At 69.7% G+C, this 22094-nt stretch carries 20 protein-coding genes; 9 read left to right on the forward strand and 11 right to left on the reverse strand.

Annotation, left to right across the window (positions count from 1 at the left end; genetic code table 11):
• The first annotated feature begins 94 nt into the window (after positions 1–94).
• Entirely contained in the window at positions 95–346 is a 252-nt protein-coding gene (gene secG / locus GQQ92_RS03605; protein WP_156997822.1) for a preprotein translocase subunit SecG, read from the forward strand.
• Between the two features lie 4 nt (positions 347–350).
• The gene (locus GQQ92_RS03610; RefSeq protein WP_156997823.1) at positions 351–716 is read left to right on the forward strand and encodes an RNA polymerase-binding protein RbpA; all 366 of its coding nucleotides are present in this window, start codon (positions 351–353) and stop codon (positions 714–716) included.
• Positions 717–797: 81 nt separating this feature from the next.
• On the opposite strand, the gene pgl is transcribed toward GQQ92_RS03610, so the two are convergent.
• From pgl to tkt, 6 genes are read right to left on the reverse strand one after another with little or no spacing between them, the layout of a single operon-like run.
• Positions 798–1565, reverse strand: coding sequence for a 6-phosphogluconolactonase (gene pgl, locus GQQ92_RS03615; protein WP_156997824.1), 768 nt, complete (start codon positions 1563–1565; stop codon positions 798–800).
• A complete protein-coding gene (locus tag GQQ92_RS03620) occupies positions 1562–2521 on the reverse strand; it encodes a glucose-6-phosphate dehydrogenase assembly protein OpcA (protein ID WP_156997825.1) in 960 nt (319 codons plus the stop codon). The genes pgl and GQQ92_RS03620 overlap by 4 nt, the downstream gene beginning before the upstream one ends.
• Entirely contained in the window at positions 2518–4059 is a 1542-nt protein-coding gene (gene zwf, locus GQQ92_RS03625; protein ID WP_156997826.1) for a glucose-6-phosphate dehydrogenase, read from the reverse strand. Before zwf ends, GQQ92_RS03620 begins: the two co-directional genes overlap by 4 nt.
• Positions 4060–4074: 15 nt before the next feature.
• The gene (locus GQQ92_RS03630; RefSeq protein ID WP_156997827.1) at positions 4075–5679 is read right to left on the reverse strand and encodes a glucose-6-phosphate isomerase; all 1605 of its coding nucleotides are present in this window, start codon (positions 5677–5679) and stop codon (positions 4075–4077) included.
• Positions 5676–6788, reverse strand: coding sequence for a transaldolase (tal, locus tag GQQ92_RS03635; protein WP_156997828.1), 1113 nt, complete (start codon positions 6786–6788; stop codon positions 5676–5678). The genes GQQ92_RS03630 and tal overlap by 4 nt, the downstream gene beginning before the upstream one ends.
• 25 nt (positions 6789–6813) lie before the next feature.
• Positions 6814–8907, reverse strand: coding sequence for a transketolase (gene tkt / locus GQQ92_RS03640; RefSeq protein WP_156997829.1), 2094 nt, complete (start codon positions 8905–8907; stop codon positions 6814–6816).
• Between the two features lie 328 nt (positions 8908–9235).
• On the opposite strand from tkt, the gene GQQ92_RS03645 reads away from it, so the two are divergent.
• The gene (locus GQQ92_RS03645; protein ID WP_156997830.1) at positions 9236–10156 is read left to right on the forward strand and encodes a heme o synthase; all 921 of its coding nucleotides are present in this window, start codon (positions 9236–9238) and stop codon (positions 10154–10156) included.
• A 258-nt stretch (positions 10157–10414) separates the two neighbouring features.
• On the opposite strand, the gene GQQ92_RS03650 is transcribed toward GQQ92_RS03645, so the two are convergent.
• Entirely contained in the window at positions 10415–11359 is a 945-nt protein-coding gene (locus tag GQQ92_RS03650; RefSeq protein ID WP_232057465.1) for a COX15/CtaA family protein, read from the reverse strand.
• Between the two features lie 251 nt (positions 11360–11610).
• Here GQQ92_RS03650 and sufB point away from each other — a divergent pair, with 251 nt between their 5' ends.
• From sufB to GQQ92_RS03675, 5 genes are read left to right on the forward strand one after another with little or no spacing between them, the layout of a single operon-like run.
• Positions 11611–13029, forward strand: coding sequence for a Fe-S cluster assembly protein SufB (gene sufB / locus GQQ92_RS03655; RefSeq protein ID WP_156997832.1), 1419 nt, complete (start codon positions 11611–11613; stop codon positions 13027–13029).
• 14 nt (positions 13030–13043) lie between these two features.
• On the forward strand, positions 13044–14228 hold the full coding sequence (gene sufD / locus GQQ92_RS03660) for a Fe-S cluster assembly protein SufD (protein ID WP_156997833.1): 1185 nt from the start codon (positions 13044–13046) through the stop codon (positions 14226–14228).
• Position 14229: 1 nt separating this feature from the next.
• The gene (locus tag GQQ92_RS03665; protein ID WP_156997834.1) at positions 14230–14556 is read left to right on the forward strand and encodes a non-heme iron oxygenase ferredoxin subunit; all 327 of its coding nucleotides are present in this window, start codon (positions 14230–14232) and stop codon (positions 14554–14556) included.
• A gap of 50 nt (positions 14557–14606) precedes the next feature.
• Positions 14607–15374, forward strand: a complete 768-nt coding sequence (gene sufC, locus GQQ92_RS03670; protein WP_156997835.1) for a Fe-S cluster assembly ATPase SufC — start codon at positions 14607–14609, stop codon at positions 15372–15374.
• Between the two features lie 20 nt (positions 15375–15394).
• Positions 15395–15724 carry a metal-sulfur cluster assembly factor gene (locus GQQ92_RS03675; protein WP_156997836.1) on the forward strand — a complete coding sequence of 110 codons (330 nt, stop codon included), beginning with the start codon at positions 15395–15397 and terminating at the stop codon, positions 15722–15724.
• 78 nt (positions 15725–15802) lie between these two features.
• Here GQQ92_RS03675 and GQQ92_RS03680 read toward each other — a convergent pair whose 3' ends face one another.
• Positions 15803–17875: a M3 family metallopeptidase gene (locus GQQ92_RS03680; protein WP_156997837.1), complete on the reverse strand. Its 2073-nt coding sequence runs from the start codon at positions 17873–17875 to the stop codon at positions 15803–15805.
• Between the two features lie 30 nt (positions 17876–17905).
• On the opposite strand from GQQ92_RS03680, the gene GQQ92_RS03685 reads away from it, so the two are divergent.
• Positions 17906–18736, forward strand: coding sequence for a methyltransferase domain-containing protein (locus tag GQQ92_RS03685; protein WP_156997838.1), 831 nt, complete (start codon positions 17906–17908; stop codon positions 18734–18736).
• A gap of 27 nt (positions 18737–18763) precedes the next feature.
• Here the strand turns inward: GQQ92_RS03685 and GQQ92_RS03690 are convergent, their stop codons facing one another.
• Genes GQQ92_RS03690 through valS form a run of 3 tightly spaced genes read right to left on the reverse strand, consistent with a single transcriptional unit; the run spans position 18764 to position 22031 of the window.
• On the reverse strand, positions 18764–18994 hold the full coding sequence (locus GQQ92_RS03690; RefSeq protein ID WP_156997839.1) for a hypothetical protein: 231 nt from the start codon (positions 18992–18994) through the stop codon (positions 18764–18766).
• Complete coding sequence (locus GQQ92_RS03695; RefSeq protein ID WP_156997840.1) at positions 18994–19440, reverse strand: GNAT family N-acetyltransferase; 447 nt, start codon at positions 19438–19440, stop codon at positions 18994–18996. The genes GQQ92_RS03690 and GQQ92_RS03695 overlap by 1 nt, the downstream gene beginning before the upstream one ends.
• An 8-nt stretch (positions 19441–19448) precedes the next feature.
• Positions 19449–22031: a valine--tRNA ligase gene (gene valS, locus GQQ92_RS03700; protein WP_156997841.1), complete on the reverse strand. Its 2583-nt coding sequence runs from the start codon at positions 22029–22031 to the stop codon at positions 19449–19451.
• Positions 22032–22094: the final 63 nt, after the last annotated feature.

Below are 22094 nucleotides of genomic sequence, written 5' to 3' on the forward strand. Positions count from 1 at the left end.
GGGTCGGGGGCGCGAGCCTCCGACCCCGCGCTTCGGCTCCCGCTATACTCATATATCGGCACGCACCCCCTTGACGTGCCCGGAAAGGTTCACCGTGGAGATTCTCCAGGTCGTCCTGCAGGTGCTGCTCGGCATCACGAGTCTCCTGCTGACGCTGCTCATCCTCCTGCACAAGGGTCGCGGCGGCGGCCTGTCCGACATGTTCGGCGGCGGCGTCACGTCCAGCCTCGGTGCCTCGGGCGTCGCTGAGCGCAACCTCAACCGCATCACGGTGATCCTCGGTCTGGTCTGGGTGACGTGCATCGTCGTGCTCGGTCTCATCACCAAGTTCGATTCGGGGCTCTGAGCGCATGGCTTCCGGAAACAGCGCCATCCGCGGCTCGCGCGTCGGTGCAGGGCCCATGGGCGAGCAGGACCGCGGCTTCCACGCCGACCGCGTCGCCGTCAGCTACTGGGACGCTCAGGGCAACGAGACGGTTCGCTACTTCGCGGCCAACCTGCCCGAGGAGGAGATTCCCGAGACCATCGACAGCCCGTCGACCGGGTTGCCCGCCGGCCGCGATCGGGAGAACCCGCCGTCGGTCTCCAAGCTCGAGCCGTACAAGACCCACCTCGCCTACGTGAAGGAGCGACGCTCCGACGAGGAGGCCGCCGCGCTGCTCGACGACGCGCTCACGCAGTTGCGCGTCCGTCGCGGGCAGGCGCCCAAGGACTGAACGACCCACCGCATCCGATCGCGGGTGGGGGAACGAAGAAGGGGGCGAGCCGACGGCTCGCCCCCTTCGTCGTACCCGCCTTCAGTAGTCGCGGGCGATGAGTTGCTCGGGTACCTCAGCGGCGGCATCGGAGTCGACGAAGAACACCGTGCGACGGCGACCCTTGATGCCGGCCACGGGCACCTCGTCACGGCTGGCACCGGCGAGGGCGAGGCCGAGAGCCGACGCCTTGTCGGCGCCCGCGAGGACGAGCCAGATGCGCTGGGAGGCGTTGATCACGGGACGGGTCAGGCTGAGCCGTTCCGGCGGAGGCTTGGGGGAGTTGCGCACGGCGATCACCGACCGATCGGCGACCTGGATGCCGGACCGGTGCGGGAACAGCGAAGCGATGTGCCCGTCGGGACCCACGCCGAGGAACGTGATGTCGAAGGCCGGGGCCTCGGCGCCCTCGCCGTGATCGGCGAGCTCCCGGGAGTACGCCTCGGCGGCCTCGTCGAGGGTGAGGCCGGCATCGGACGCCGCGAAACGATGGACGTTCCCGGACGGAAGCTCGAGGGCGTCGAGCAGCGCCTCGTCGGCGACACGGTCGTTGCGCTCGGAATCACCCGCGGGCACCCAGCGTTCGTCGCCCCACCAGAAGTGCACGCGCGACCAGTCGATGCTGGTGCGTGCGGGCGAGGCCGCCACCGACGCGAGGACGGCCCCGGCCATCGACCCGCCCGTCAGCACGACGTGCGCGACCGGCTGGTCGTCGAGGATGTCGAGCATCTTGGTGATGAACCTCGCGGCCACGGAACCGGCGAGCGCCCCCTTGTCGGGATGTACGAGGACGCGTCGTTCGTTGGTCATGCGGGGACTCCTTCGCCCTCGGTCGTGCCGAGCAGCGCGAGGCCGCTCCTGATCACCTCACCGTACAGCTCGTCGGGATCGAGCCGGCGCAGCTCGTCTGCGAGGCAGTCGCGCAGGTTGCGGCGGGGGAGCGCGACGTCATGCAGCGGCTGCCCCGGCTGGCGCAGTGTGGCGATCCCGGGGACGTCGCGGATGAGTTCGACCACGCCGCTCGAGCGCTGCAGCTGCACGCCGTGGATGCCGTGGGAGCCCTCCTCGACGCTCGTCAGCTCGTACTCCGTCTCGGTGTCGAGCTGCAGGCGGAGCCAGGCCGCGAGCAACGTCGTCGAAGGGGAGTCGATCGCCCCGGTGACGCTCACGCTCGTGATCGGCTCGTACGGCGGTTGGTCGAGGACCGCGGCGAGCTGCGCGCGCCACAGCGTGAGCCGAGTCCATGCGAAGTCGGCGTCGCCCGGCGTGTAGCTCGCTGCGAGGGCGCGGAGCGCGAGTTGCGGATCAGGCTGCGCCGAGGCATCCGTGATGCGCCGTTGCGCGATGCGCCCGAGCGGAGAGGTGCCGGGCACCTCGGGCGCCGAGCCCGGCCACCAGGTCACCACGGGGGCGTCGGGGAGGAGGAGCGCCATGACGAGGCTCTCCTCGTCGCGCGCCACCGCACCATGCGCACGGAGCACGATGACCTCGCTCGCCCCGGCGTCGCCGCCGACGCGGATCTCGGCGTCGAGGCGCGGCGCGGCGTCTGCGGGCTCGTCGGGGTCGGTGGCGACGACGATCACGCGCATCGGGTGCTCGCGAGAGGCGTCGTTCGCCGCCTCGATGGCCTCTTCCTCGATGCCCGGCGTCGTCGCGATGACGAGCGTGAGCACACGTCCGAGTGCGACGACGCCGTTCTCCTCGCGGATCTTGACGAGGGACTTCGAGACCTTGCTCGTCGTGGTGTCGGGAAGGTCGACGATCACGGGCGCCTCCAGGTTCGGCCGTCGCGGGCGAGCAGGGCGTCGGCGGATGCCGGGCCCCACGTGCCGGGACGGTACTGCTCGGGCTGGCCCTGCGTGGACCAGAACTCCTCGATCGGGTCGAGGATCTTCCAGGAGAGTTCGACCTCCTCCTGGCGGGGGAAGAGCGGCGGCTCGCCGAGGAGCACGTCGAGGATGAGGCGTTCGTACGCCTCGGGGCTGGCCTCGGTGAAGGCGTGGCCGTACCCGAAGTCCATCGTCACGTCGCGCACCTGCATGCCCGCGCCCGGGACCTTCGAACCGAATCGGATCGTGACGCCCTCGTCGGGCTGCACGCGGATCACGAGGGCGTTCTCGCCGAGCTGCGAGGTCTGGCTGTCGGCGAAGAGCTGCTGGGGTGCCCGCTTGAACACGACCGCGATCTCGGTGACGCGGCGCCCGAGGCGCTTGCCGGCCCGCAGGTAGAACGGGACGCCGGCCCAGCGGCGCGTGCCGATGGTGAGCTTCATGGCGGCGTACGTCTCGGTCAGCGACTCGGGGTTCATGCCGTCTTCGTCGAGGAAGCCGACGACCTCCTCGCCGCCCTGCCATCCGCCGGAGTACTGTCCGCGTGCGGTGCCCTCGGCGAGATCCTCCGGGAGCCGCACGGCGGCCAGGATCTTCTCCTTCTCGGCCCGGAGATCGGCGGCGTCGAACGAGATCGGCTCCTCCATCGCGGTGAGCGCGAGAAGCTGGAGCAGGTGGTTCTGGATGACATCGCGCGCCGCGCCGATGCCGTCGTAGTACCCGGCCCGCCCGCCGACCCCGATGTCTTCGGCCATCGTGATCTGCACGTGGTCGACGAAGTTCGCGTTCCAGATGGGCTCGTACAGCTGGTTGGCGAACCGCAGGGCGAGGATGTTCTGGACCGTCTCCTTGCCGAGGTAGTGGTCGATGCGGAACACGGAGTCGGGCGGGAAGACCGAGGCCACGACGTCGTTGAGTTCTCGTGCCGTCTCGAGGTCGGAGCCGAACGGCTTCTCGATGACCACGCGTCGCCACTGGGCGTCCTGCTGCTCCGTGAGACCGGAACGCTTCAGCTGCTCGGTCACGAGCGGGAACGACTTCGGCGGGATCGACAGGTAGAACGCGTGGTTGCCCATGGTCCCGCGGTCGGTGTCGAGCGTCTCGACGACCTCCCGGAGCCGATCGAACGCCGCATCGTCGTCGAAGTCGCCCTGGACGAAGCGGATGCCGCGAGCGAGCTGCTTCCAGACGTCTTCACGGAACTCGGTGCGGGCGTACTGACGTACCGAGTCGTGCACGACCTGTTCGAAGTCCTCGTCGGCCCAGTTGCGCCTGGCGAATCCGACGAGCGCGAAGCCCGGAGGAAGCAGGCCGCGGTTGGCGAGGTCGTACACGGCGGGCATCAGCTTCTTGCGGGACAGGTCGCCCGTCACGCCGAAGATGATGAGGCTGGAAGGACCTGCGATGCGGTTGAGGCGGTAGTCCTTCGGGGACCGCAGCGGGTTCTCCGTCGCGGAGATGTGTGCCGGAGGCATGTGGACCTTCCTGGATCAGCCGATGGCGTCGAAGAGCGCCGCGAGGTCGGTCGCGGGGTCGGTCAGCGTGAGCGTGAGCACGGGGCGTCCGTGCTCGGCGAGCACGCTCGAGTCGCCGGAGGCCTGCGCTGCGATGAGCTCGCCGAACGTGAACGGCCGCTCGGGAATCGCGAGGTCTTCGGCGACGGCCTGCGTGATCTGCAGGAAGACCCCCACCGCGGGGCCGCCCTTGTGGAACTGACCGGTCGAGTGCAGGAACCTGGGGCCCCAACCGAAGGTCACGGGCCGACCGGCGTGCTGTGCGAGGCGCGCGCGGATCTGCTCGATCTCGGGGTGGGCGACGCGGTCGGCGTAGGCCTGCACCGAGAGGTATCCGTCGGCGGGGAGTTCTTCGAGGAGCACCTCGATGGCGGACGCGAGGTCGCTCGACGCGCCGATGACCTCGGGCGTGCCGCGGACCTCGATGCCGGCCTCGACGAACGCCGCGGGCGTCGGCTCGGGGCGGGCGTCGAGCAGTCCGCGAGCCGCGATCTTGGCGGATTCCACGTCGGGCTGGTCGAACGGATTGATGCCGAGCAGGCGCCCCGCGACGGCGGTCGCGTACTCCCAGACGAGCAGCTGAGCGCCGAGGGTGCCCGACACGCGGATCTCGTCGGTGCCGTCGTCGACGAAGATCTCGTCACCGGCCTCGTCCACCACACGCACGACCTGGAGGTCTGCGAGGCCCGCCTGCAGTTCGGGGGCACCGGTCTCGAGCACGACGGGGAGGATGCCGGTGCCCTCCTTGCCCGTCGACTCGGCGATGAGCTGCTCGGCCCAGTCGGCGAACCCGACGATGTGGGTGCCGTCGGCCACGATCGCGAGCTTGTCGCGTCGCGGCGTGGTGGCGGCGATCGCCGCGCCGAGCACGAGACCGGGGTTCTGCGCGGTGTCGACGGCGAGCGAGAGCTCGATCGTCTCGGCCTCGTCGAGGATCTCGGAGATGTCCACGCCGGCGAGGCCGGAGGGCACGAGGCCGAACGCCGTGAGCGCCGAATACCGGCCGCCGACGTTCGGGTCCGCGTTGAACACGCGGTACCCGGCGGCGCGCGCCGACTCGTCGAGGGGCGAGCCGGGGTCGGTCACGATGACGATGCGCGAGACGGGGTCGATGCCCGCCTCCCGGAACGCCTGCTCGTAGACGCGGCGCTGGCTGTCGGTCTCGACCGTGGAGCCCGACTTCGACGAGACGACGAGCGCGGTCTCCTCGAGTCGGTCGCCGAGGGCGGCCCGCACCTGCCCCGGCTCGGTGGAGTCGAGTACCGTCAGCGGCACTCGGGCGGTGCGCGTGATGACTTCGGGCGCGAGGGAGGAGCCGCCCATGCCCGCGAGCGCGATGTGGGTCACGCCCGCAGCGTGCAGTTCGGCACGGAGTTGCTCGATCTCGGCGACGAGCGGACGCGAGATCGCGACGGCTTCGGTCCAGCCGAGGCGCTTGGTCGCCTCCTCTTCGGCGGCCGGGCCCCACAGGGCGCCGTCCTGGGCGGTGATGCCGCTCGCGACGAGGTCGGCCACGAGACCGGGAACGGCGGTGCGAACAGCCTCGGCGGCGGCGCCGCTGACCGCGATGCGGAAGCTCATCGTGCGGACTCCAGCGCACTGCGGACCGTGTCGAGCAGCTCGTTCCAGGAGACGATGAACTTCTCGACGCCCTCGCGCTCGAGCAGTGCCGTGACGTCGTCGTAGTCGACGCCGACCGCGGCCAGCGCGTCGAGCACGGCGCCCGCCTCGACGTAGGCCACGGTGACCGTGTCGCCCGCGATGACGCCGTGGTCGAACGTCGCCTCGAGCGTCTTCTCGGGCATCGTGTTGACCACGCCCTGCGCGACGAGTTCGGTCACGTAGAGCGTGTCGGGCAGCGCCGGGTCCTTGACGCCGGTCGAAGCCCACAGCGGGCGCTGGCGGTTGGCGCCCGCCTCGAGGAGCGCGGTGGCGCGGTCCGCGCCGAACTCCTGCTCGAAGAGCTCGTAGGCGAGCTGGGCGTTGGCGATGCCGGCCTTGCTCTTCAGGGCGAGCGCCTCGTCGGTTCCGATGGCGGTGAGGCGCTTGTCGATCTCGGTGTCGACGCGCGACACGAAGAACGAGGCGACCGAGTGGATGGTGCCGAGGTCGATGCCCGCGGCCTTCGCCTGCTCGAGGCCGGTGAGGTAGGCGTCGATGACGGCGCGGTACCGGTCGAGGCTGAAGATGAGCGTCACGTTCACGCTGATGCCGGCGCCGATCGCGGCCGTGATGGCCGCGAGGCCCTCGACGGTCGCGGGGATCTTGATCATCGCGTTCGGACGGTCGACCTTGGCCCACAGCGCCTTGGCCTGCTCGATGGTGCCGTCGGTGTCGTGCGCGAGGTCGGGGGCGACCTCGATCGAGACCCTGCCGTCGTAGCCGTTGCTGGCGTCGTACACGGGGCGGAAGATGTCGGATGCCGCACGCACGTCGTCGGTGGTGATCTCGAAGACGGCCGTGTCGACGTCGGCGCCGGCCGCGGCGAGGGCCGAGACCTGCTCGGCGTAGGCGGCGCCGTTCGCGAGGGCCCCGGCGAAGATCGTCGGGTTGGTGGTGACGCCGACGACGTCGCGTTCGGCGATCAGCTTCTCGAGCCCGCCGGACGCGATGCGTTCACGGGAGAGGTCGTCGAGCCAGATGCTGACGCCGGCTGCGGACAGGTCGGCGGTGGGGGTGGTGGTGCTCATGTTCCAGATCTCCTTCGTGTTCGCGTCAGGCCGACGCGAGCGATTCCTTGGCGGCGGCGACGACGGCTTCGGTCGTGATGCCGAACTCGCGGAAGAGCGTCTTGTAGTCGGCGGATGCGCCGAAGTGCTCGATGGACACGCTGCGGCCGCGATCGCCGACGTAGCGGCCCCAGCTGAGCGCGACGCCGGCCTCGACCGAGACGCGCGCCGTGACCGCGGCGGGGAGCACGGACTCGCGGTACGCGGCATCCTGCTCCTCGAACCATTCGAGGCTGGGCGCCGAGACGACGCGCGCCTGCACGCCCTCGGCGGCGAGCTGCTCGCGCGCCGCGACGGCGAGCTGCACCTCGGAGCCGGTGGCGATGAGGATCACGTCGGGGGTGCCGGACGGAGCATCGGCGAGCACGTACGCGCCCTTGGCGACGCCCGCGGTCGACGCGAGTTCGTCACCGGATGCGTCGCCGTCGCCGCGCTCGAACACCGGGATGTTCTGGCGGGTGAGCGCGATGCCCACCGGGGCGTCGCGCCGCTTGAGGATCTCGAGCCAGGCGGCCGCGGTCTCGTTGGCGTCGGCGGGACGGACGACGGTGAAGCCGGGGATCGCACGGAGCGTCGCGAGCTGCTCGATCGGCTGGTGCGTCGGTCCGTCTTCGCCGAGCGCCACCGAGTCGTGCGTCCAGACGAAGATCGAGGGCACCTTCATGAGCGCGGCGAGGCGCACCGCGGGGCGCATGTAGTCGCTGAAGATCAGGAACGTGCCGCCGAACGCGCGCGTCTTGCCGTGCAGGACGATGCCGTTCAGGATCGCGCCCATCGCGTGCTCGCGGATGCCGAAGTGGAGCACCCGGCCGTAGGGGTTGCCGCTGAACTCGTGGGTCGACCACTCGGACGGGATGAACGAGGCCGCGCCGTTGATGGTCGTCAGGTTCGACTCGGCGAGGTCGGCCGAGCCGCCCCAGAACTCGGGCAGCTGCGCGGCGAGGGCGTTGATCACCTTTCCACTCGCGGCGCGGGTCGACACCTCGGTGCCGCCGTCGAACGCGGGCAGGGCGGCGTCGAGACCATCGGGGAGCTCGCCGGCCTCGAGGCGGTCGAGCAACTGCTTGCGCTCGGGGTTCGCGGCGGCCCAGGCGTCGAACGAGGTCTGCCACTCGGCCTTCGCCGCTGCGCCGCGCTCCAGCGCGCCCCGGGTGTGCTCGATGACGTCGTCGGCGACGACGAAGGTCTGCTCGGGGTCGAATCCGAGCACCTCCTTCACGCCGGCGAGCTCTTCGGCGCCGAGCGCCGAGCCGTGGATCTTGCCCGTGTTCTGCTTCTTCGGGCTCGGCCAGCCGATGATCGTCTTGAGGATGATGATCGACGGCTTCGAGGTCTCGCCCTTGGCCGCCTCGATCGCCCGGTGGAGTTCGGCGACGTCTTCGACGTACTCGCCCGTTTTCTTCCAGTCGACGGTCTGCACGTGCCATCCGTAGGACGCGTAACGGTCGGCCACGCTCTCGGTGAACGCGATGTTCGTGTCGTCCTCGATCGAGATCTGGTTCGAGTCGTAGATCACGACGAGGTTGCCGAGCTGCTGGTGGCCCGCGAGCGAGGACGCCTCGCTGGTGACGCCCTCCTGCAGGTCGCCGTCACCGGCGACCACGTACACGAAGTGGTCGAACGGGCTCGTGCCCGCCGCGGCATCCGGGTCGAAGAGCCCGCGCTCGAAACGCGAGGCGTACGCGAATCCGACGGCGGAGGCGAGCCCCTGGCCGAGCGGGCCGGTGGTGATCTCGACGCCGTCGGTGTGGCCGTACTCGGGGTGTCCCGGGGTCTTCGAGCCCCATGTGCGCAGCGACTTCAGGTCGTCGAGCTCGAGCCCGTCGCCCGCGAGGTACAGCTGCACGTACTGGGTGAGCGAGCTGTGGCCCGCGGAGAGGATGAAGCGGTCGCGGCCGAGCCAACGGTGGTCGGCCGGGTCGCGGCGCATGACCTTCTGGAAGAGCAGGTACGCCGCCGGAGCGAGGCTCATGGCGGTGCCGGGGTGGCCGTTGCCGACCTTCTCGACGGCGTCGGCCGCCAGGATCCGAGCGGTGTCGACGGCGCGGTCGTCGATGGGCTCCCAGTTCAGGTGAGTCACGAGTGGGGTGTTCCTTCCGGGTGAGGGCGGCCGCGACGAGGTCGGCGGCCTTTGGAAATCACTGCGGCGACGTTGCCTTCGGCGTGCGCGAACGGACCACGTGCAAGTGTGGATCGCGAACAACGCGGGGAGGCCCGCATGCTCAAAGTATATGGAAAGGCTCAGTTTCACGGGCGTGACGGCGAGTTCACGGCGCGCTCCCGACCGTGTGAGGTGCCGGATCGGCGCGGTGCCGCGGCGGGAGCGGCGCCACGGGGGATGACGTCCGATGACGTAGAATCTCTGTCGGGCTGCGTTCTCTTCGGCGCGCCCGCCCGGAAGAGGAGCGATGCAGGCAGCAGTTGAGACGCGGCAGGCCCGTCCGGAGCCGACCCTGAAGCGCAAGCTCGCGGCGTACCTCGCGCTGACGAAGCCGCGGGTGATCGAGCTCCTGCTCGTCGTGACGGCTCCGACGATGATCCTCGCCCAGAACGGCCTTCCGAGCCTCTGGCTGCTCATCGCGACGCTCATCGGCGGCGCCATGAGCGCGGGTTCGGCCGGCGCCTTCAACTGCTACATCGACCGCGACATCGACCGCCTCATGAAGCGCACCCAGGGCCGCCCCCTGGTCACCGGCGAACTGACCGACCGCGAGGCGCTCGTCTTCGCCTACGGCCTCGGCGTCGCCTCGATCGTCTGGCTCGGCGTGTTCACGAACTGGCTCGCCGCGGCGCTCTCGCTCGGCGCGATCCTGCTCTACGTCGTCTTCTACAGCCTCATCCTGAAGCGCCGCACGGCGCAGAACATCGTCTGGGGCGGCGTCGCCGGCTGCATGCCCGTGCTCATCGGATGGGCGGCCGTCACTGGCGACCTCAGCTGGCCGCCGATCATCCTGTTCCTCATCATCTTCCTCTGGACGCCGCCGCACTACTGGCCGCTCTCCATGAAGTACAAGGACGACTACGCCGCCGCCGGCGTGCCGATGCTCGCGGTCGTCCGCGGACGGGCCCAGGTCGGCCTCCAGGTCATCCTCTACGCGTGGGCGACCGTGGCCTGCTCGCTGCTCCTCATCCCGATCGCCGACATGGGGCTGCTCTACTCGAGCGTCGCGCTCGTGACCGGCGTCTGGTTCATCTACGAGACGCACCGGCTCTACAACCTCGCGATCCGCCACGTGAACGTCTCGCCGATGCGCGTCTTCCACGGCTCGATCGCGTACCTCTCGCTGCTCTTCATCGCGATCGGCATCGACCCGCTGCTGCCGTTCTGAGGTCGACAGGGCACCGGTTCCGGGCCTTCGGCGCACCTCGGTCGCGCGGGGGCGGGAGAATGCGTCCGCCCGTCGAAGTGCGTGCCGATCCGAGGTGACGGATCAGCCCTCGTCACGGTCATCCGACGCGGTCGGCGGCACGGTCATCACGAGCATCACGCGACCCGTCGCTCCGTCGCCGCGGACCTCCGCCGCGACGGTCCGACGACACGACACGGCTGCGCAACGGTTGCGCAGGCGTCCGCCCGCGGAGCGCGGTCAGGGTCGGGGAGCGGATGCCTCGGCGAGCGGGCGTTCGGCTGTGGCATCCGTCGCAGCCGGCCGCTTGAGGTGCAGCACCACGACGGTCATCGCGGCGGCCAGCAGCGCCGCGAGCACCATGTGCACGCCCACCGCGAGCGGCGGAAGACCGTTGCGGGCCTGGTAGAGCCCGACGGCGATCTGCACGAGTTCGACGGCGAGCAGCACGAGGCTCCAGCGCAGGGTCGGCAACCCCAAGCGGGCCGCCGCGATGACGAGCACGAGCGTGAGGGCGAAGACCGCGTAGCCGGGCCAGGCGTGGATGTGCTCGAGCAGTTCGGCATCGAAGCCGTTGCGCCCTGCGGCCGAATCGCCGGAGTGCGGGCCCGCGCCCGTCGTCAGCACGCCGAACACGACGGACACCGCGAGCACGGCGGTTGTGGCGTGCGTGAGCCCGGCGTACCAGCCGGGCACGGCGCGCTCACGCGGCCCGGGCGCGTCGTCCATGCGCACCAGGAACGCCGCCATCACGCAGACCAGCAGCAGCGACGACACGTAGTGGAATCCGACGATGAACGGATTGAGGCCGGTCCACACCGTCACGCCGCCGACGATCGCCTGGGCGACGATGCCGACGCCCACGATGAAGGACAGCGTGAAGAGGTCGCGCCGCTCGGCGCGGATGCGCCAGACCAGGATGAAGAGGACGAGCGCGACGATGCCGACCACGCCGGTCATGAGCCGGTTGCCGAACTCGATGAGCGAGTGGTAGCTGAGCTCCTCGGTGGGCACGAGGGAGCCGGGCGTGCAGGTCGGCCAGGTGGGGCATCCGAGCCCGGAGCCGGTGAGCCGGACGGCGCCGCCGGTCGCGATGATCAGGGTCTGCGCGGCGAATGAGAGCCAGGCGAAGAATCGGATGCGGCGATCGACGTGCTGGGGGAGCCACGCGGTGAAGCGGTTCACGCTGGGAGGTCCTGCTCCGGGTCGGCCTGTGACGGCACTGGGAGTACGGACCAGTCGTCGGTGCGACCCTATAGACTTGTGTGGTTGGAGATTCCGCGAGGCGCGCGAGAACGCGCGATGCGGGTACCCACACATCTTAGGTTCGCATTGACGCCACCCGCACATCATCACCATCTCCACGAGCGCCTCGACTCACGGGAGGCGATGGGCCGGACTGATAGCCGGTTGCACGGGAGGAGAAGAGGGAGAGCATGACGGACGTACTGATCGACCGCCCCGAACTGGAAGGACTCGGCACGTACGAGTTCGGCTGGGCCGATTCCGACGCGGCCGGGGCTTCGGCCCGCCGCGGCATCTCGCCGGAGGTCGTCGCAGACATCTCCGCGCTGAAGTCGGAGCCCGAATGGATGCTCCAGCGTCGCCAGCGCGGCCTGCAGCTCTTCGAGCGCAAGCCGATGCCGACCTGGGGCGCCGACCTGTCCGAGATCGACTTCGACAACATCAAGTACTTCGTGCGATCGACGGAGCAGCAGGCCCAGACCTGGGAGGACCTGCCCGACGACATCAAGAACACGTACGAGAAGCTCGGCATCCCCGAGGCGGAGCGTCAGCGCCTCGTCGCCGGCGTCGCCGCGCAGTACGAGTCCGAAGTGGTCTACCACCAGATCAACGAGGAGCTCGAGCGTCAGGGCGTCATCTTCATGGACACCGACACCGCGCTGAAGGAGCACCCCGAGTTCTTCGAGGAGTACTTCGGCACCGTGATCCCCGCGGGCGACAACAAGTTCGCCGCGCTGAACACGGCGGTGTGGTCCGGCGGTTCGTTCGTCTACGTGCCCCCCGGCGTGCACGTCGAGATCCCGCTCCAGGCCTACTTCCGCATCAACACCGAGAACATGGGCCAGTTCGAGCGCACGCTGATCATCGCCGACGAGGGCAGCTACGTGCACTACATCGAGGGCTGCACCGCCCCGATCTACAAGAGCGACTCGCTGCACTCCGCGGTCGTCGAGATCGTCGTGAAGAAGAACGCCCGCGTTCGCTACACGACGATCCAGAACTGGTCCAACAACGTCTACAACCTCGTGACCAAGCGGGCCACCGCGGCCGAGGGCGCCACCATGGAGTGGGTCGACGGCAACATCGGCTCGAAGGTCACGATGAAGTACCCGTCGATCTTCCTCATGGGCGAGCACGCCAAGGGCGAGACGCTCTCAGTCGCCTTCGCGGGCCCGGGCCAGCATCAGGACGCCGGCGCGAAGATGATCCACATGGCGCCGTACACGCAGTCCTCGATCGTCTCGAAGTCGATCGCGCGCGGCGGCGGCCGCGCCGGATACCGAGGCGAGGTGCGCATCGACGCGAACGCGCATCATTCGGCGAACAGCGTCGTCTGCGACGCGTTGCTCGTCGACACGATCTCGCGCTCCGACACCTACCCGGCCATCGACATCCGCGTCGACGACGTCAAGCTCGGCCACGAGGCGACCGTCTCGAAGGTCAGCGAGGAGCAGCTCTTCTACCTGATGAGCCGTGGCATCGACGAGACCGAGGCCATGTCGATGATCGTTCGCGGATTCATCGAGCCGATCGCGCGCGAGCTGCCGATGGAATACGCGATGGAACTCAACAAGCTCATCGAGATGGGCATGGAAGGATCGGTGGGCTAGCAGTGACCGCCCAGATGACCAGCACAGCACAGCGTTCATCTCCCTTGGCCACTCCCGGACAGCACGGCCTCGTCGCGCACTCCGACGGCCCGTTCGTCCCGGTGCAGACGCGTTCCGAGCGGTTCCGTTCGGTGAACGTCGACGACTTCGAGCCGGTCAACGGCCGCGAGCACGAGTGGAAGCTCTCGCCCGTCGCCGCATTCGCCGACCTCACGGGCGGCGAACTCGACGGGTCCCGGCTTCCGATCGAGGCGGCGGATGTCGCCGGCGTCGCGCTCTCGTACATCGCACGCGACGACGACCGCATCGGCACCGCCGGCACCCCCGAGGACCGCGCGAGCGCGAACGCCTGGTCGGCCTTCGATGAGGCGCTGCTCGTCTCGATCACGGGCGAAGACGAGAAGGTCGCCTTCGTGACCCGCACTGCGCTCGGCGACGCGCCGCGCGCCGCGCACACCGTGATCGAGGCGGCCCCGAACAGCCGCGGCTTCGTCGTGCTCGCAGGCTCGGGCAGCGCCCGCCTGAGTGAGAACGTAGAGATCCTCGTCGGCGACGGCGCATCCCTCACGGTGGTCTCGCTGCAGGAATGGGACGACGAGGCGGTCCACCTGTCGAGCCAGTTCGCGCGCCTCGGCCGCGACTCCTACCTGAAGCACATCGTCGTCTCGCTCGGCGGCAAGGTGGTCCGGGTGAACCCCTCGACCCACCTCGCCGAGCAGGGCGCCGACATCGAGTCGCTCGGCCTCTACTTCGCCGACGCGGGCCAGCACCTCGAGCAGCAGGTGTTCGTGCACCACGATGCGCCGCACACGAAGAGCCGTGTGACCTACAAGGGCGCGCTGCAGGGAACCGGCGCCCGCACGGTCTGGATCGGCGACGTCCTCATCGGCAACGCCGCGGTCGGCACCGACAGCTACGAGCAGAACCGCAACCTCGTGCTCACCGAGGGAACCCGCGCGGACTCCATCCCGAACCTCGAGATCGAGACGGGCGACATCGAGGGCGCGGGCCACGCGAGCGCCACCGGCCGCTTCGACGACGAGCAGTTGTTCTACCTCATGGCGCGCGGCATCCGCGAAGACGAGGCACGTCGCCTCGTCGTGCGCGGATTCCTCACCGACATCGTGCAGAAGATCGGTTCGGCCGACCTCGAGGCCCGCCTCACGGCGGCGATCGAGGCTGAACTGGAAGGCCGCTGACGTGACATCCGTTCGTGTCTGCTCGGTCGCCGAGCTCACCGAGAACGAGGCTTCCCGTTTCGTGCTCGAGGGCGTGCCGATCGCCGTCGTCAAGGACTCGGCGGGTCAGGTGTTCGCCATCGGCGACACCTGCACCCACGGCGACATCTCGCTGGCCGAGGGATTCGTCGAGGACGACACACTCGAGTGCTGGGCGCACGGGTCGAAGTTCTCGCTGAAGACCGGCAAGCCCCTGACGCTGCCCGCCTACGAACCGGTGCCCGTCTACCAGGTGGAGATCACCGACGGCGACGTGCACATCGACCCCGCGGTCACCCTGGCCGTCTGAAACAGTTTCCGGTCCCCGCGGCCGACAATCGAAAGAGAACCCCCATCACCATGTCCGTGCTCGAGATCAAGAACCTGCACGTCAACGTCGAGACCGACCAGGGCACCCGCGAGATCCTCCGCGGTGTCGACCTGGTCATCAACGAGGGCGAGATCCACGCCATCATGGGGCCCAACGGCTCCGGCAAGTCCACGCTCGCCTACACGATCGCCGGTCACCCGAAGTACACCGTCGTCGACGGCGAGATCCTGCTCGACGGCGAGAACGTGCTCGAGATGAGCGTCGACGAGCGCGCGCGCGTCGGCCTGTTCCTCGCGATGCAGTACCCGGTGGAGATCCCCGGCGTCACCGTCACCAACTTCCTCCGCACCGCGAAGACCGCGATCGACGGCGAGGCGCCGTCGGTGCGCTCCTGGGTCAAGGACGTGCGCGAGTCGATGAAGAACCTCAAGATGGACTCCGCCTTCGCCGAGCGCAACGTCAACGAGGGCTTCTCGGGCGGCGAGAAGAAGCGCAACGAGATCCTCCAGCTCGAGCTGCTCAAGCCGAAGTTCGCCGTGCTCGACGAGACCGACTCCGGCCTCGACGTCGACGCGCTCAAGATCGTCTCCGAGGGCGTCAATCGCGCGAAGGCGAACACGGGTCTGGGCGTCCTGCTCATCACCCACTACACGCGCATCCTCCGCTACATCAAGCCCGACTTCGTGCACGTCTTCGTCGCGGGCCGCATCGCCGAGCAGGGCGGGCCCGAACTCGCCGACCGTCTCGAAGAAGAGGGCTACGACCGCTACCAGGTCGCCGAGTCGGCGGCCGAGTAGGCGCGAGTAGACTCCCGCTCATGGCCAGTTCACTCGCACCCGAGCGCTACGACGAGGTCGAAGATGCGCTGAAAGACGTCGTCGACCCCGAGCTCGGCGTCAACGTCGTCGACCTCGGACTCATCTACGACCTCGGCTGGGACGACGAGAACGACGCGCTCATCATCCACATGACGCTCACGAGCGCCGGTTGCCCGTTGACCGACGTCCTCGAGGAGCAGACGGCCGAGGCGCTCGACGGCGTCGTCGACGCCTTCCGCATCAACTGGGTCTGGATGCCGCCGTGGGGTCCCGAACGCATCACCGACGACGGCCGCGACATGATGCGGGCCCTCGGCTTCGCGATCTGAGCCCGGTCGGCAGGCCTCGTCGCCGACCACGACCATCGGATGCCCCGTGCAGCACGCCTGCGCGGGGCATCCGTCGTCTCAGCCGAGTCCGCGCCGCGCGATCAACGCGTCGATCGAGGGCTCCCGGCCGAGGAACGCCCGGACGGACGTGCCGGGATCGCGGGATCCTCCCGGCGCCAGGATCTCCCGGCGGAATCGGTCGCCGTTCTCGGGGGTCGCACCGCCGTGCTGCTCGAACCAGGCCATGATGTCGGCGCCGGGAACCTCGCTCCAGATGTAGGAGTAGTAGCCCGCGTCGTAACCGCCGGCGAAGACATGGGCGAAGTACGAACTGCCGTAGCGCGGGGGAACGAGCGGGTGCGCGAGCCCGACGGCGTCGAGCGACTCGGCTTCGAATCGCGCCACGTCGGAGACGAGATCGGCGGGGGAGAGGCGGTGCCACGCCAGGTCGAGCGCGGCGGCCGCCAGGTACTCGGCGGTCGCGAACCCGGTCTCGGTACCGGTCGCCGCCAGAAGCCCGGCCGCCACGTCGGCCGGCATCGGCTCGCCGGTCTCGTGATGCACGGCGAAGCGCTCGAGGATCTCGGGGCGCGTGAGCCAGAGCTCGTTCACCTGACTGGGGAGTTCGACGAAGTCGCGGAAGACCCGGGTCCCGGCCTGCGAGGGGAAGCGCACTCGCGCGAGCAGCCCGTGCAGCGCATGGCCGAACTCATGGAAGAGGGTCGCGGCCTCGTCGAGCGTCAGCAGCGTCGGCTCGCCGGCCGCAGGCTTCGGGATGTTGAGGTTGTTCACCACGATGGGCAGTTCGCCCGTGAGCTCGGACTGCTCGGCGAGCGAGTTCATCCAGGCGCCGCCCCGCTTGGAGTCACGCGTGTACGGATCGAGGAGGTAGAGCCCGACCGGTGCACCGTCGCGTTCGCGGACTTCGTACACGCGGGCATCGGGGTGATATCCGACGAGATCGGGGCGGGCGGTGAATCTCAGCCCGTAGAGGAGGTTCGCGGCGTGGAACACGCCGTCGAGGAGGACGCGGTCGAACTCGAGGTACGGGCGCACGGCCGAGGCATCGAACACGTCGCCATCGAACACGTCGGCACCGGATGCGTCGACGCGGGCCGATCGGGACCGCGTCGTCAGGCGCGCCCAGTCCGCCGCGGTCGGGGCCCGTTCGCCGAGCGTCTCGGCGAGCCGTTCGAGGCGGGCCTGTTCGTGCCGGACGTTGCGCATCGCGGGCACGGCGAGCTGCTCGATCAGATCGGACACCGCCTCGGGTGTTCCGGCCGTCTGGCCCTGGATCACCGCCGCCGCGTGGCTCGCGAAGCCGAGCAGCGCCGCACGTTCCGCGCGGAGCCGGGCGATCTCGACCAGCGTGGCTCGCGTGTCGTTCGGCCCGCCCCGGGCGCCGCGTGTTCGGGATGCCGCGAGCAGGGCATCCCGTGCGCCCGAGGACTCCAGATCGGCGAGCGCCGGCTGCGACGTCGGGAGCACGAGCGTGATCAGCCAGCCCTCGAGTCCCCGGGCCGCGGCCGCCTCCTCGGCAGCTGATCGCGCCCCGGCGTCGAGGCCGGCGAGGTCGCCCTCGTCGGTGAGGTGCAGCGCCAGGTCGTTCGTGTCGGCGAGCAGCCGCTGCTGGAAGGCGGTCCTCAACGTCGAGAGCCGCGCGTTGATCGCGGTGAGCCGTGCGCGGGCGTCGGCGTCGAGCGCGGCACCCGCGAGGAGCGCGCGATGGTGTGCGCGTTCGATGAGGTAGACGGCGTCGGGTGCGAGCCCGAGCTCGTCGCGCCGCTCGAAGAGGTCGTGCACTCGGGCGAAGAGGCGCTGGTCGAGCACGATGGCGTCGGCGTGGGCGCTCAGGCGCGGCGCGAAGGCCGCGTCGATCTCGTCCAGCTCGGGGGTCGCATCGGCCGAGCTCGCGTTCTCGAAGACGGCGAGCACCCGGTCGAGCAGCTCCCCGGATCGCTCGAGGGCGAGCATCGTGTTCTCGAAGGTCGGTTCCGCCTCGTCGGCGGCGATACGCTCGACGGTCTCGCGCTGGCGTCGCATGCCGGCCTCGAGCCCTTCGACGTAATGCTCGGAGCGGATCAGGGCGAAGAGGGGCAACCCGTAGGGGAGCGGGCTCGGTTCGAGCAGCGGATTCGTCAGATCGGCCATCAGCCGACCCTATCGGCATAGGCTCGCAGCATGAGCGAGAACTCTCCGTCCACGGCTCGGGATCGCGACGTCTACACGCACGGTCATCACCCGAGCGTGCTCGCGTCGCACACGTGGCGCACCGTCGCGAACTCGGCAGCGTACCTCGAGCCGCACCTCGGGGCCGGCCTCGAGATCCTCGACGTCGGCAGCGGTCCGGGCACCATCTCGATCGACCTGGCTCGACGGGTCAGGCCCGGCCGCGTCGTCGGCGTCGACGCCTCCGCCCACATCGTGGCGGAGGCGAACGGACTCGCGCGGAGCTCCGGCGTCGACAACGTCGCGTTCCAGGAGGGCGACGCGTACGCCCTCGAGTTCGCGGATGCCACGTTCGACGTCGTGCACGCCCACCAGGTGCTGCAGCATCTGCGGCGGCCGATCGATGCCCTGCGCGAGTTCCGGCGGGTGCTGAAGCCGGGCGGCGTGCTCGCCGTGCGCGATGTCGACTACGGCGGGGTCGTCACGACGCCGGCCACGCCCGAGCTCACGCGGTGGCTCGAGCTGTACCGTGACGTCCACGCCTGGAACGGCGGGGAACCGGATGCCGGACGGCATCTGAAGGCGTGGGTCAGGGCGGCGGGGTTCGACGACGTCGAGGCCGGCGGTTCGGTCTGGGTGTTCGCGTCCGACGCCGAGCGGGAGTGGTGGGGCACCTCGTGGTCCCAGCGCGCCGTCGAGTCGGAATTCGCCGTGCACGCCATCGAGTCGGGCCATGCCGACCCGGCGGAGCTGCGGCGCGTATCCGAGGGTTGGCTCGCCTGGGCCGGCGACCCCGACGGATGGATGCTGATGCCCCACGCCGAGATCATCGCCCGCGCCTGATCGCACCGCGGCACACCGCGACCGCCGTCACCAGTCGTCGTCTGGATCCTCGTCGTCGATCGCCGGCGACGAATCGTCGAGCGTGACCCGGGTGCCGTCGTCGAGTTCGGCGATCGGCCGGCCCTCGAGCCAGGTGAGGGTCCAGTGTCCGCCGGCCGCCGGTCGATCGGCCTCGACCGCGGCCAGACGGACGCCGAGCGCCTCGGGCACGGAGGCCGGCGGCGGTGCGCCGAACGCCCAGCGCGTGCCGAGCTGCATCAGGCGCCCATCTCGTACGTGACCCAGGTGGTGCGAGCGGCGAGCGAGTCGTAGAGACGCTGCGCCGACTCGTTGTCGGCCGCCGTGATCCACGAGACGCCCGCGGCGCCGACCTCGCCCGCGCGCTCGTGCACGTGGCGGATGAGCGCCGTGCCGATGCCGGAGCCGCGGGACTCCTCGTCGACGTAGAGGTCGTCGAGGTGCATGCCGCGCGTGGCCGACAGGCTGTCGGGCACGACGCGGTAGTGGGCGAGCCCGACCGGCGTGCCCTCTTCGGAGACCGCGAGCGCGGCCTGCAGCGGGTCGTGCTCGTCGCTGATCCAGTTCCAGACGATGAGCGCCTTGGCGTCATCGAGTTCGGTCTCGTAGAAGCGGCAGTACGCCTCGAACAGCGGCAGCCAGCCGAAGAAGTCGTCTTCGCTCGCGCGTCGGATCTCGTAGGTCATGGGCTCCCCTAAGCCTCGGGTGTTTCCAGTTCGATGTCCCTCACCTCGAACTCGTCGGCGACGACGAACTCGAGGTCGGCGATGCGCCCCACCGCACGCAGGTCGGATGCCACGGCCTCGAGCAGCGCGATCGTCGCCGCGGGCGCCGCGATGACGGCACGCGTCACGGGGGTCTTCTGCGAGGCCTTCGCAGCGGTCTTGGCGCGGCGGATGCCCGTGAGCGCGAGGCTCGAGAGCTCGAGCAGCTCGGGGCCGGCCTCTGCGCGGGCCGCGAGCTCGTCGAGCGCCGGCCACGCTGCATGGTGCACCGAGCCCTCGTTCGACCAGCTCCAGACCTCTTCGGTCGCGAACGGGATGACCGGTGCGAACAGACGGAGCAGGACGGCGAGCGCGGTCTTCAGCGCGGCGACGGCGGAGGCCTGCTCGGAACTGGCCTCGCCGTAGGCGCGCTCCTTGACGAGCTCGAGGTAGTCGTCGCAGAAGGTCCAGAAGAAGCTCTCCGACAGCTCGAGGGCGCGGGCGTGGTCGTAGGACTCGAGTGCCTTCGTCGCCTTCGAGACGACCTCGGCGAGTTCGGCGAGCATGCTGCGATCGACGGCGACGGTCACCGCGGCATCCGCAGCGCCCTCGAACCCGAGGATGAACTTGGCGGCGTTCAGCACCTTGATGGCGAGACGGCGGCCGATCTTGACCTGCGTGGGATTCTGCGGGTCGAACGCAGCGTCGGTGCCGAGGCGCGAGGATGCCGCCCAGTAGCGCACCGCGTCGGAACCATGCTGCTCGAGGAGGCCGGCCGGGGTGACGACGTTGCCCTTCGACTTCGACATCTTCTTGCGGTCGGGGTCGACGATGAAGCCCGAGATCGAGGCGTCGCTCCACGGGGCCGTGCCGTGCTCGAGCTCGGCGCGCAGCGTCGAGGAGAACAGCCAGGTGCGGATGATGTCCTGACCCTGCGGGCGCAGCGAGTAGGGGAACACGAGATCGAAGAGCTCGGGGTCGCGCTCCCATCCGCCGGCGAGCTGCGGGGTGAGCGACGACGTCGCCCAGGTGTCCATGACGTCGTGCTCGCCGATGAACCCGCCGGGCGCGCCGCGCTGGGCCTCGTCGTAGCCCGGAGCCGGCGCCGACGACGGGTCGATGGGCAGGAGGTCGCGGGTGGCGACGATCGGCTCGTCGAACTTCGGGTCGCCGGCCTCGTCGAGCGGGTACCAGACGGGGATCGGCACGCCGAAGAACCGCTGCCGCGAGACCAGCCAGTCGCCCGAGAGGCCGCCGACCCAGTTCTCGTAGCGCACGCGCATGAAGTCGGGGTGCCAGTCGATCGAGCGGCCGTGCTCGAGCAGACGCTCCTTCAGGCCTGCGTCACGGGCGCCGTTGCTGATGTACCACTGCCGCGTCGAGACGATCTCGAGCGGGCGGTCGCCCTTCTCGAAGAACTTCACGGGGTGCGTGATCGCCTTGGGCTCCTCGAGCAGGTCGCCGGAGCCGCGCAGCAACTCGACCACGGCCGCCTTGGCGGAGAAGGTCGTCTTGCCCGCGAGCTCGGCGAAGGCCGCGCGGCCGGCCTCGGAGGTGATCGCCTCGGGCGCCTCGGCGATGATGCGGCCGTCGAACCCGATGATCGCGCGGTTGGGCAGGTCGAGCTCGCGCCACCAGACGACGTCGGTCACGTCGCCGAAGGTGCAGATCATGGCGATGCCGGTGCCCTTGTCCTTCTGGGCGAGGTGGTGGGCGAGCACGGGGACCTCGACGCCGAACACGGGCGAGGTCACGGTGGTGCCGAACAGGGGCTGGTAGCGCTCGTCGTCGGGGTGGGCGACCAGGGCGACGCACGCCGCGATGAGCTCGGGGCGGCTCGTCTCAATCTCGACCGTGCCGCCGTCGGGACGGTGGAAGGAGACGCGGTGGTAGTGGCCGGGCTGTTCACGGTCTTCGAGCTCGGCCTGCGCGACGGCGGTGCGGAACGTGACATCCCACAGCGTCGGCGCGAGCGCCTGGTAGGCCTCGCCGCGCTCGACGTTGCGCACGAAGGCGAGCTGCGAGGTGAAGATCGCCTCGTCGGCGATGGTGCGGTAGGTCTGCTTCCAGTCGACCGAGAGTCCGAGCGTGCGCCAGAGCGCCTCGAACTGCTGTTCGTCTTCGACGGTGAGGCGTTCGCAGAGCTCGATGAAGTTGCGACGGCTGATGGGCTTCTGGTCGGCGGCCTTGGTGGACTTGCCGTCACCGCCCTCGAACGGCGGCACGAAGCCGGCCTCGTAGGGCAGCGTGGGATCGCAGCGGACGCCGTAGTAGTTCTGCACGCGACGCTCGGTGGGCAGTCCGTTGTCGTCCCAGCCCATCGGGTAGAAGACGTGCTTGCCGCGCATGCGCTGGAAGCGGGCCATCACGTCGGTGTGCGTGTACGAGAAGACGTGGCCGATGTGCAGCGAGCCGGAGGCCGTGGGCGGGGGCGTGTCGATCGAGAAGATCGTCTCGCGGGTGGCAGCTTCGCGCGGGAAGGCGTAGACGCCGTCGCGCTCCCAGGCTTCGGACCAGACCGTCTCGAGCCCTTCGAGGGCGGGCTTGTCGGGAATGCGCGACGTGTCGGTCATGATGCTCCGGTTCGATATCGGCGGCACCGAGTCAGTGGTGAGGTGCCTGAATGTTGACGCTCA

Source organism: Agromyces terreus, assembly GCF_009749465.1.
Lineage (GTDB): Bacteria > Actinomycetota > Actinomycetes > Actinomycetales > Microbacteriaceae > Agromyces > Agromyces terreus.

What these genes read in the sequence shown, in the direction of transcription:
- GQQ92_RS03610 (WP_156997823.1), top strand. Translation starts at nt 351, where the DNA reads ATGGCTTCCGGAAACAGCGCCATCCGCGGCTCGCGCGTCGGTGCAGGG.
- pgl (WP_156997824.1), bottom strand. Translation starts at nt 1,565, where the DNA reads ATGACCAACGAACGACGCGTCCTCGTACATCCCGACAAGGGGGCGCTC.
- zwf (WP_156997826.1), bottom strand. Translation starts at nt 4,059, where the DNA reads ATGCCTCCGGCACACATCTCCGCGACGGAGAACCCGCTGCGGTCCCCG.
- GQQ92_RS03630 (WP_156997827.1), bottom strand. Translation starts at nt 5,679, where the DNA reads ATGAGCTTCCGCATCGCGGTCAGCGGCGCCGCCGCCGAGGCTGTTCGC.
- tal (WP_156997828.1), bottom strand. Translation starts at nt 6,788, where the DNA reads ATGAGCACCACCACCCCCACCGCCGACCTGTCCGCAGCCGGCGTCAGC.
- GQQ92_RS03645 (WP_156997830.1), top strand. Translation starts at nt 9,236, where the DNA reads ATGCAGGCAGCAGTTGAGACGCGGCAGGCCCGTCCGGAGCCGACCCTG.
- sufB (WP_156997832.1), top strand. Translation starts at nt 11,611, where the DNA reads ATGACGGACGTACTGATCGACCGCCCCGAACTGGAAGGACTCGGCACG.
- sufD (WP_156997833.1), top strand. Translation starts at nt 13,044, where the DNA reads ATGACCAGCACAGCACAGCGTTCATCTCCCTTGGCCACTCCCGGACAG.
- sufC (WP_156997835.1), top strand. Translation starts at nt 14,607, where the DNA reads ATGTCCGTGCTCGAGATCAAGAACCTGCACGTCAACGTCGAGACCGAC.
- GQQ92_RS03675 (WP_156997836.1), top strand. Translation starts at nt 15,395, where the DNA reads ATGGCCAGTTCACTCGCACCCGAGCGCTACGACGAGGTCGAAGATGCG.
- GQQ92_RS03680 (WP_156997837.1), bottom strand. Translation starts at nt 17,875, where the DNA reads ATGGCCGATCTGACGAATCCGCTGCTCGAACCGAGCCCGCTCCCCTAC.
- GQQ92_RS03685 (WP_156997838.1), top strand. Translation starts at nt 17,906, where the DNA reads ATGAGCGAGAACTCTCCGTCCACGGCTCGGGATCGCGACGTCTACACG.
- GQQ92_RS03690 (WP_156997839.1), bottom strand. Translation starts at nt 18,994, where the DNA reads ATGCAGCTCGGCACGCGCTGGGCGTTCGGCGCACCGCCGCCGGCCTCC.
- GQQ92_RS03695 (WP_156997840.1), bottom strand. Translation starts at nt 19,440, where the DNA reads ATGACCTACGAGATCCGACGCGCGAGCGAAGACGACTTCTTCGGCTGG.
- valS (WP_156997841.1), bottom strand. Translation starts at nt 22,031, where the DNA reads ATGACCGACACGTCGCGCATTCCCGACAAGCCCGCCCTCGAAGGGCTC.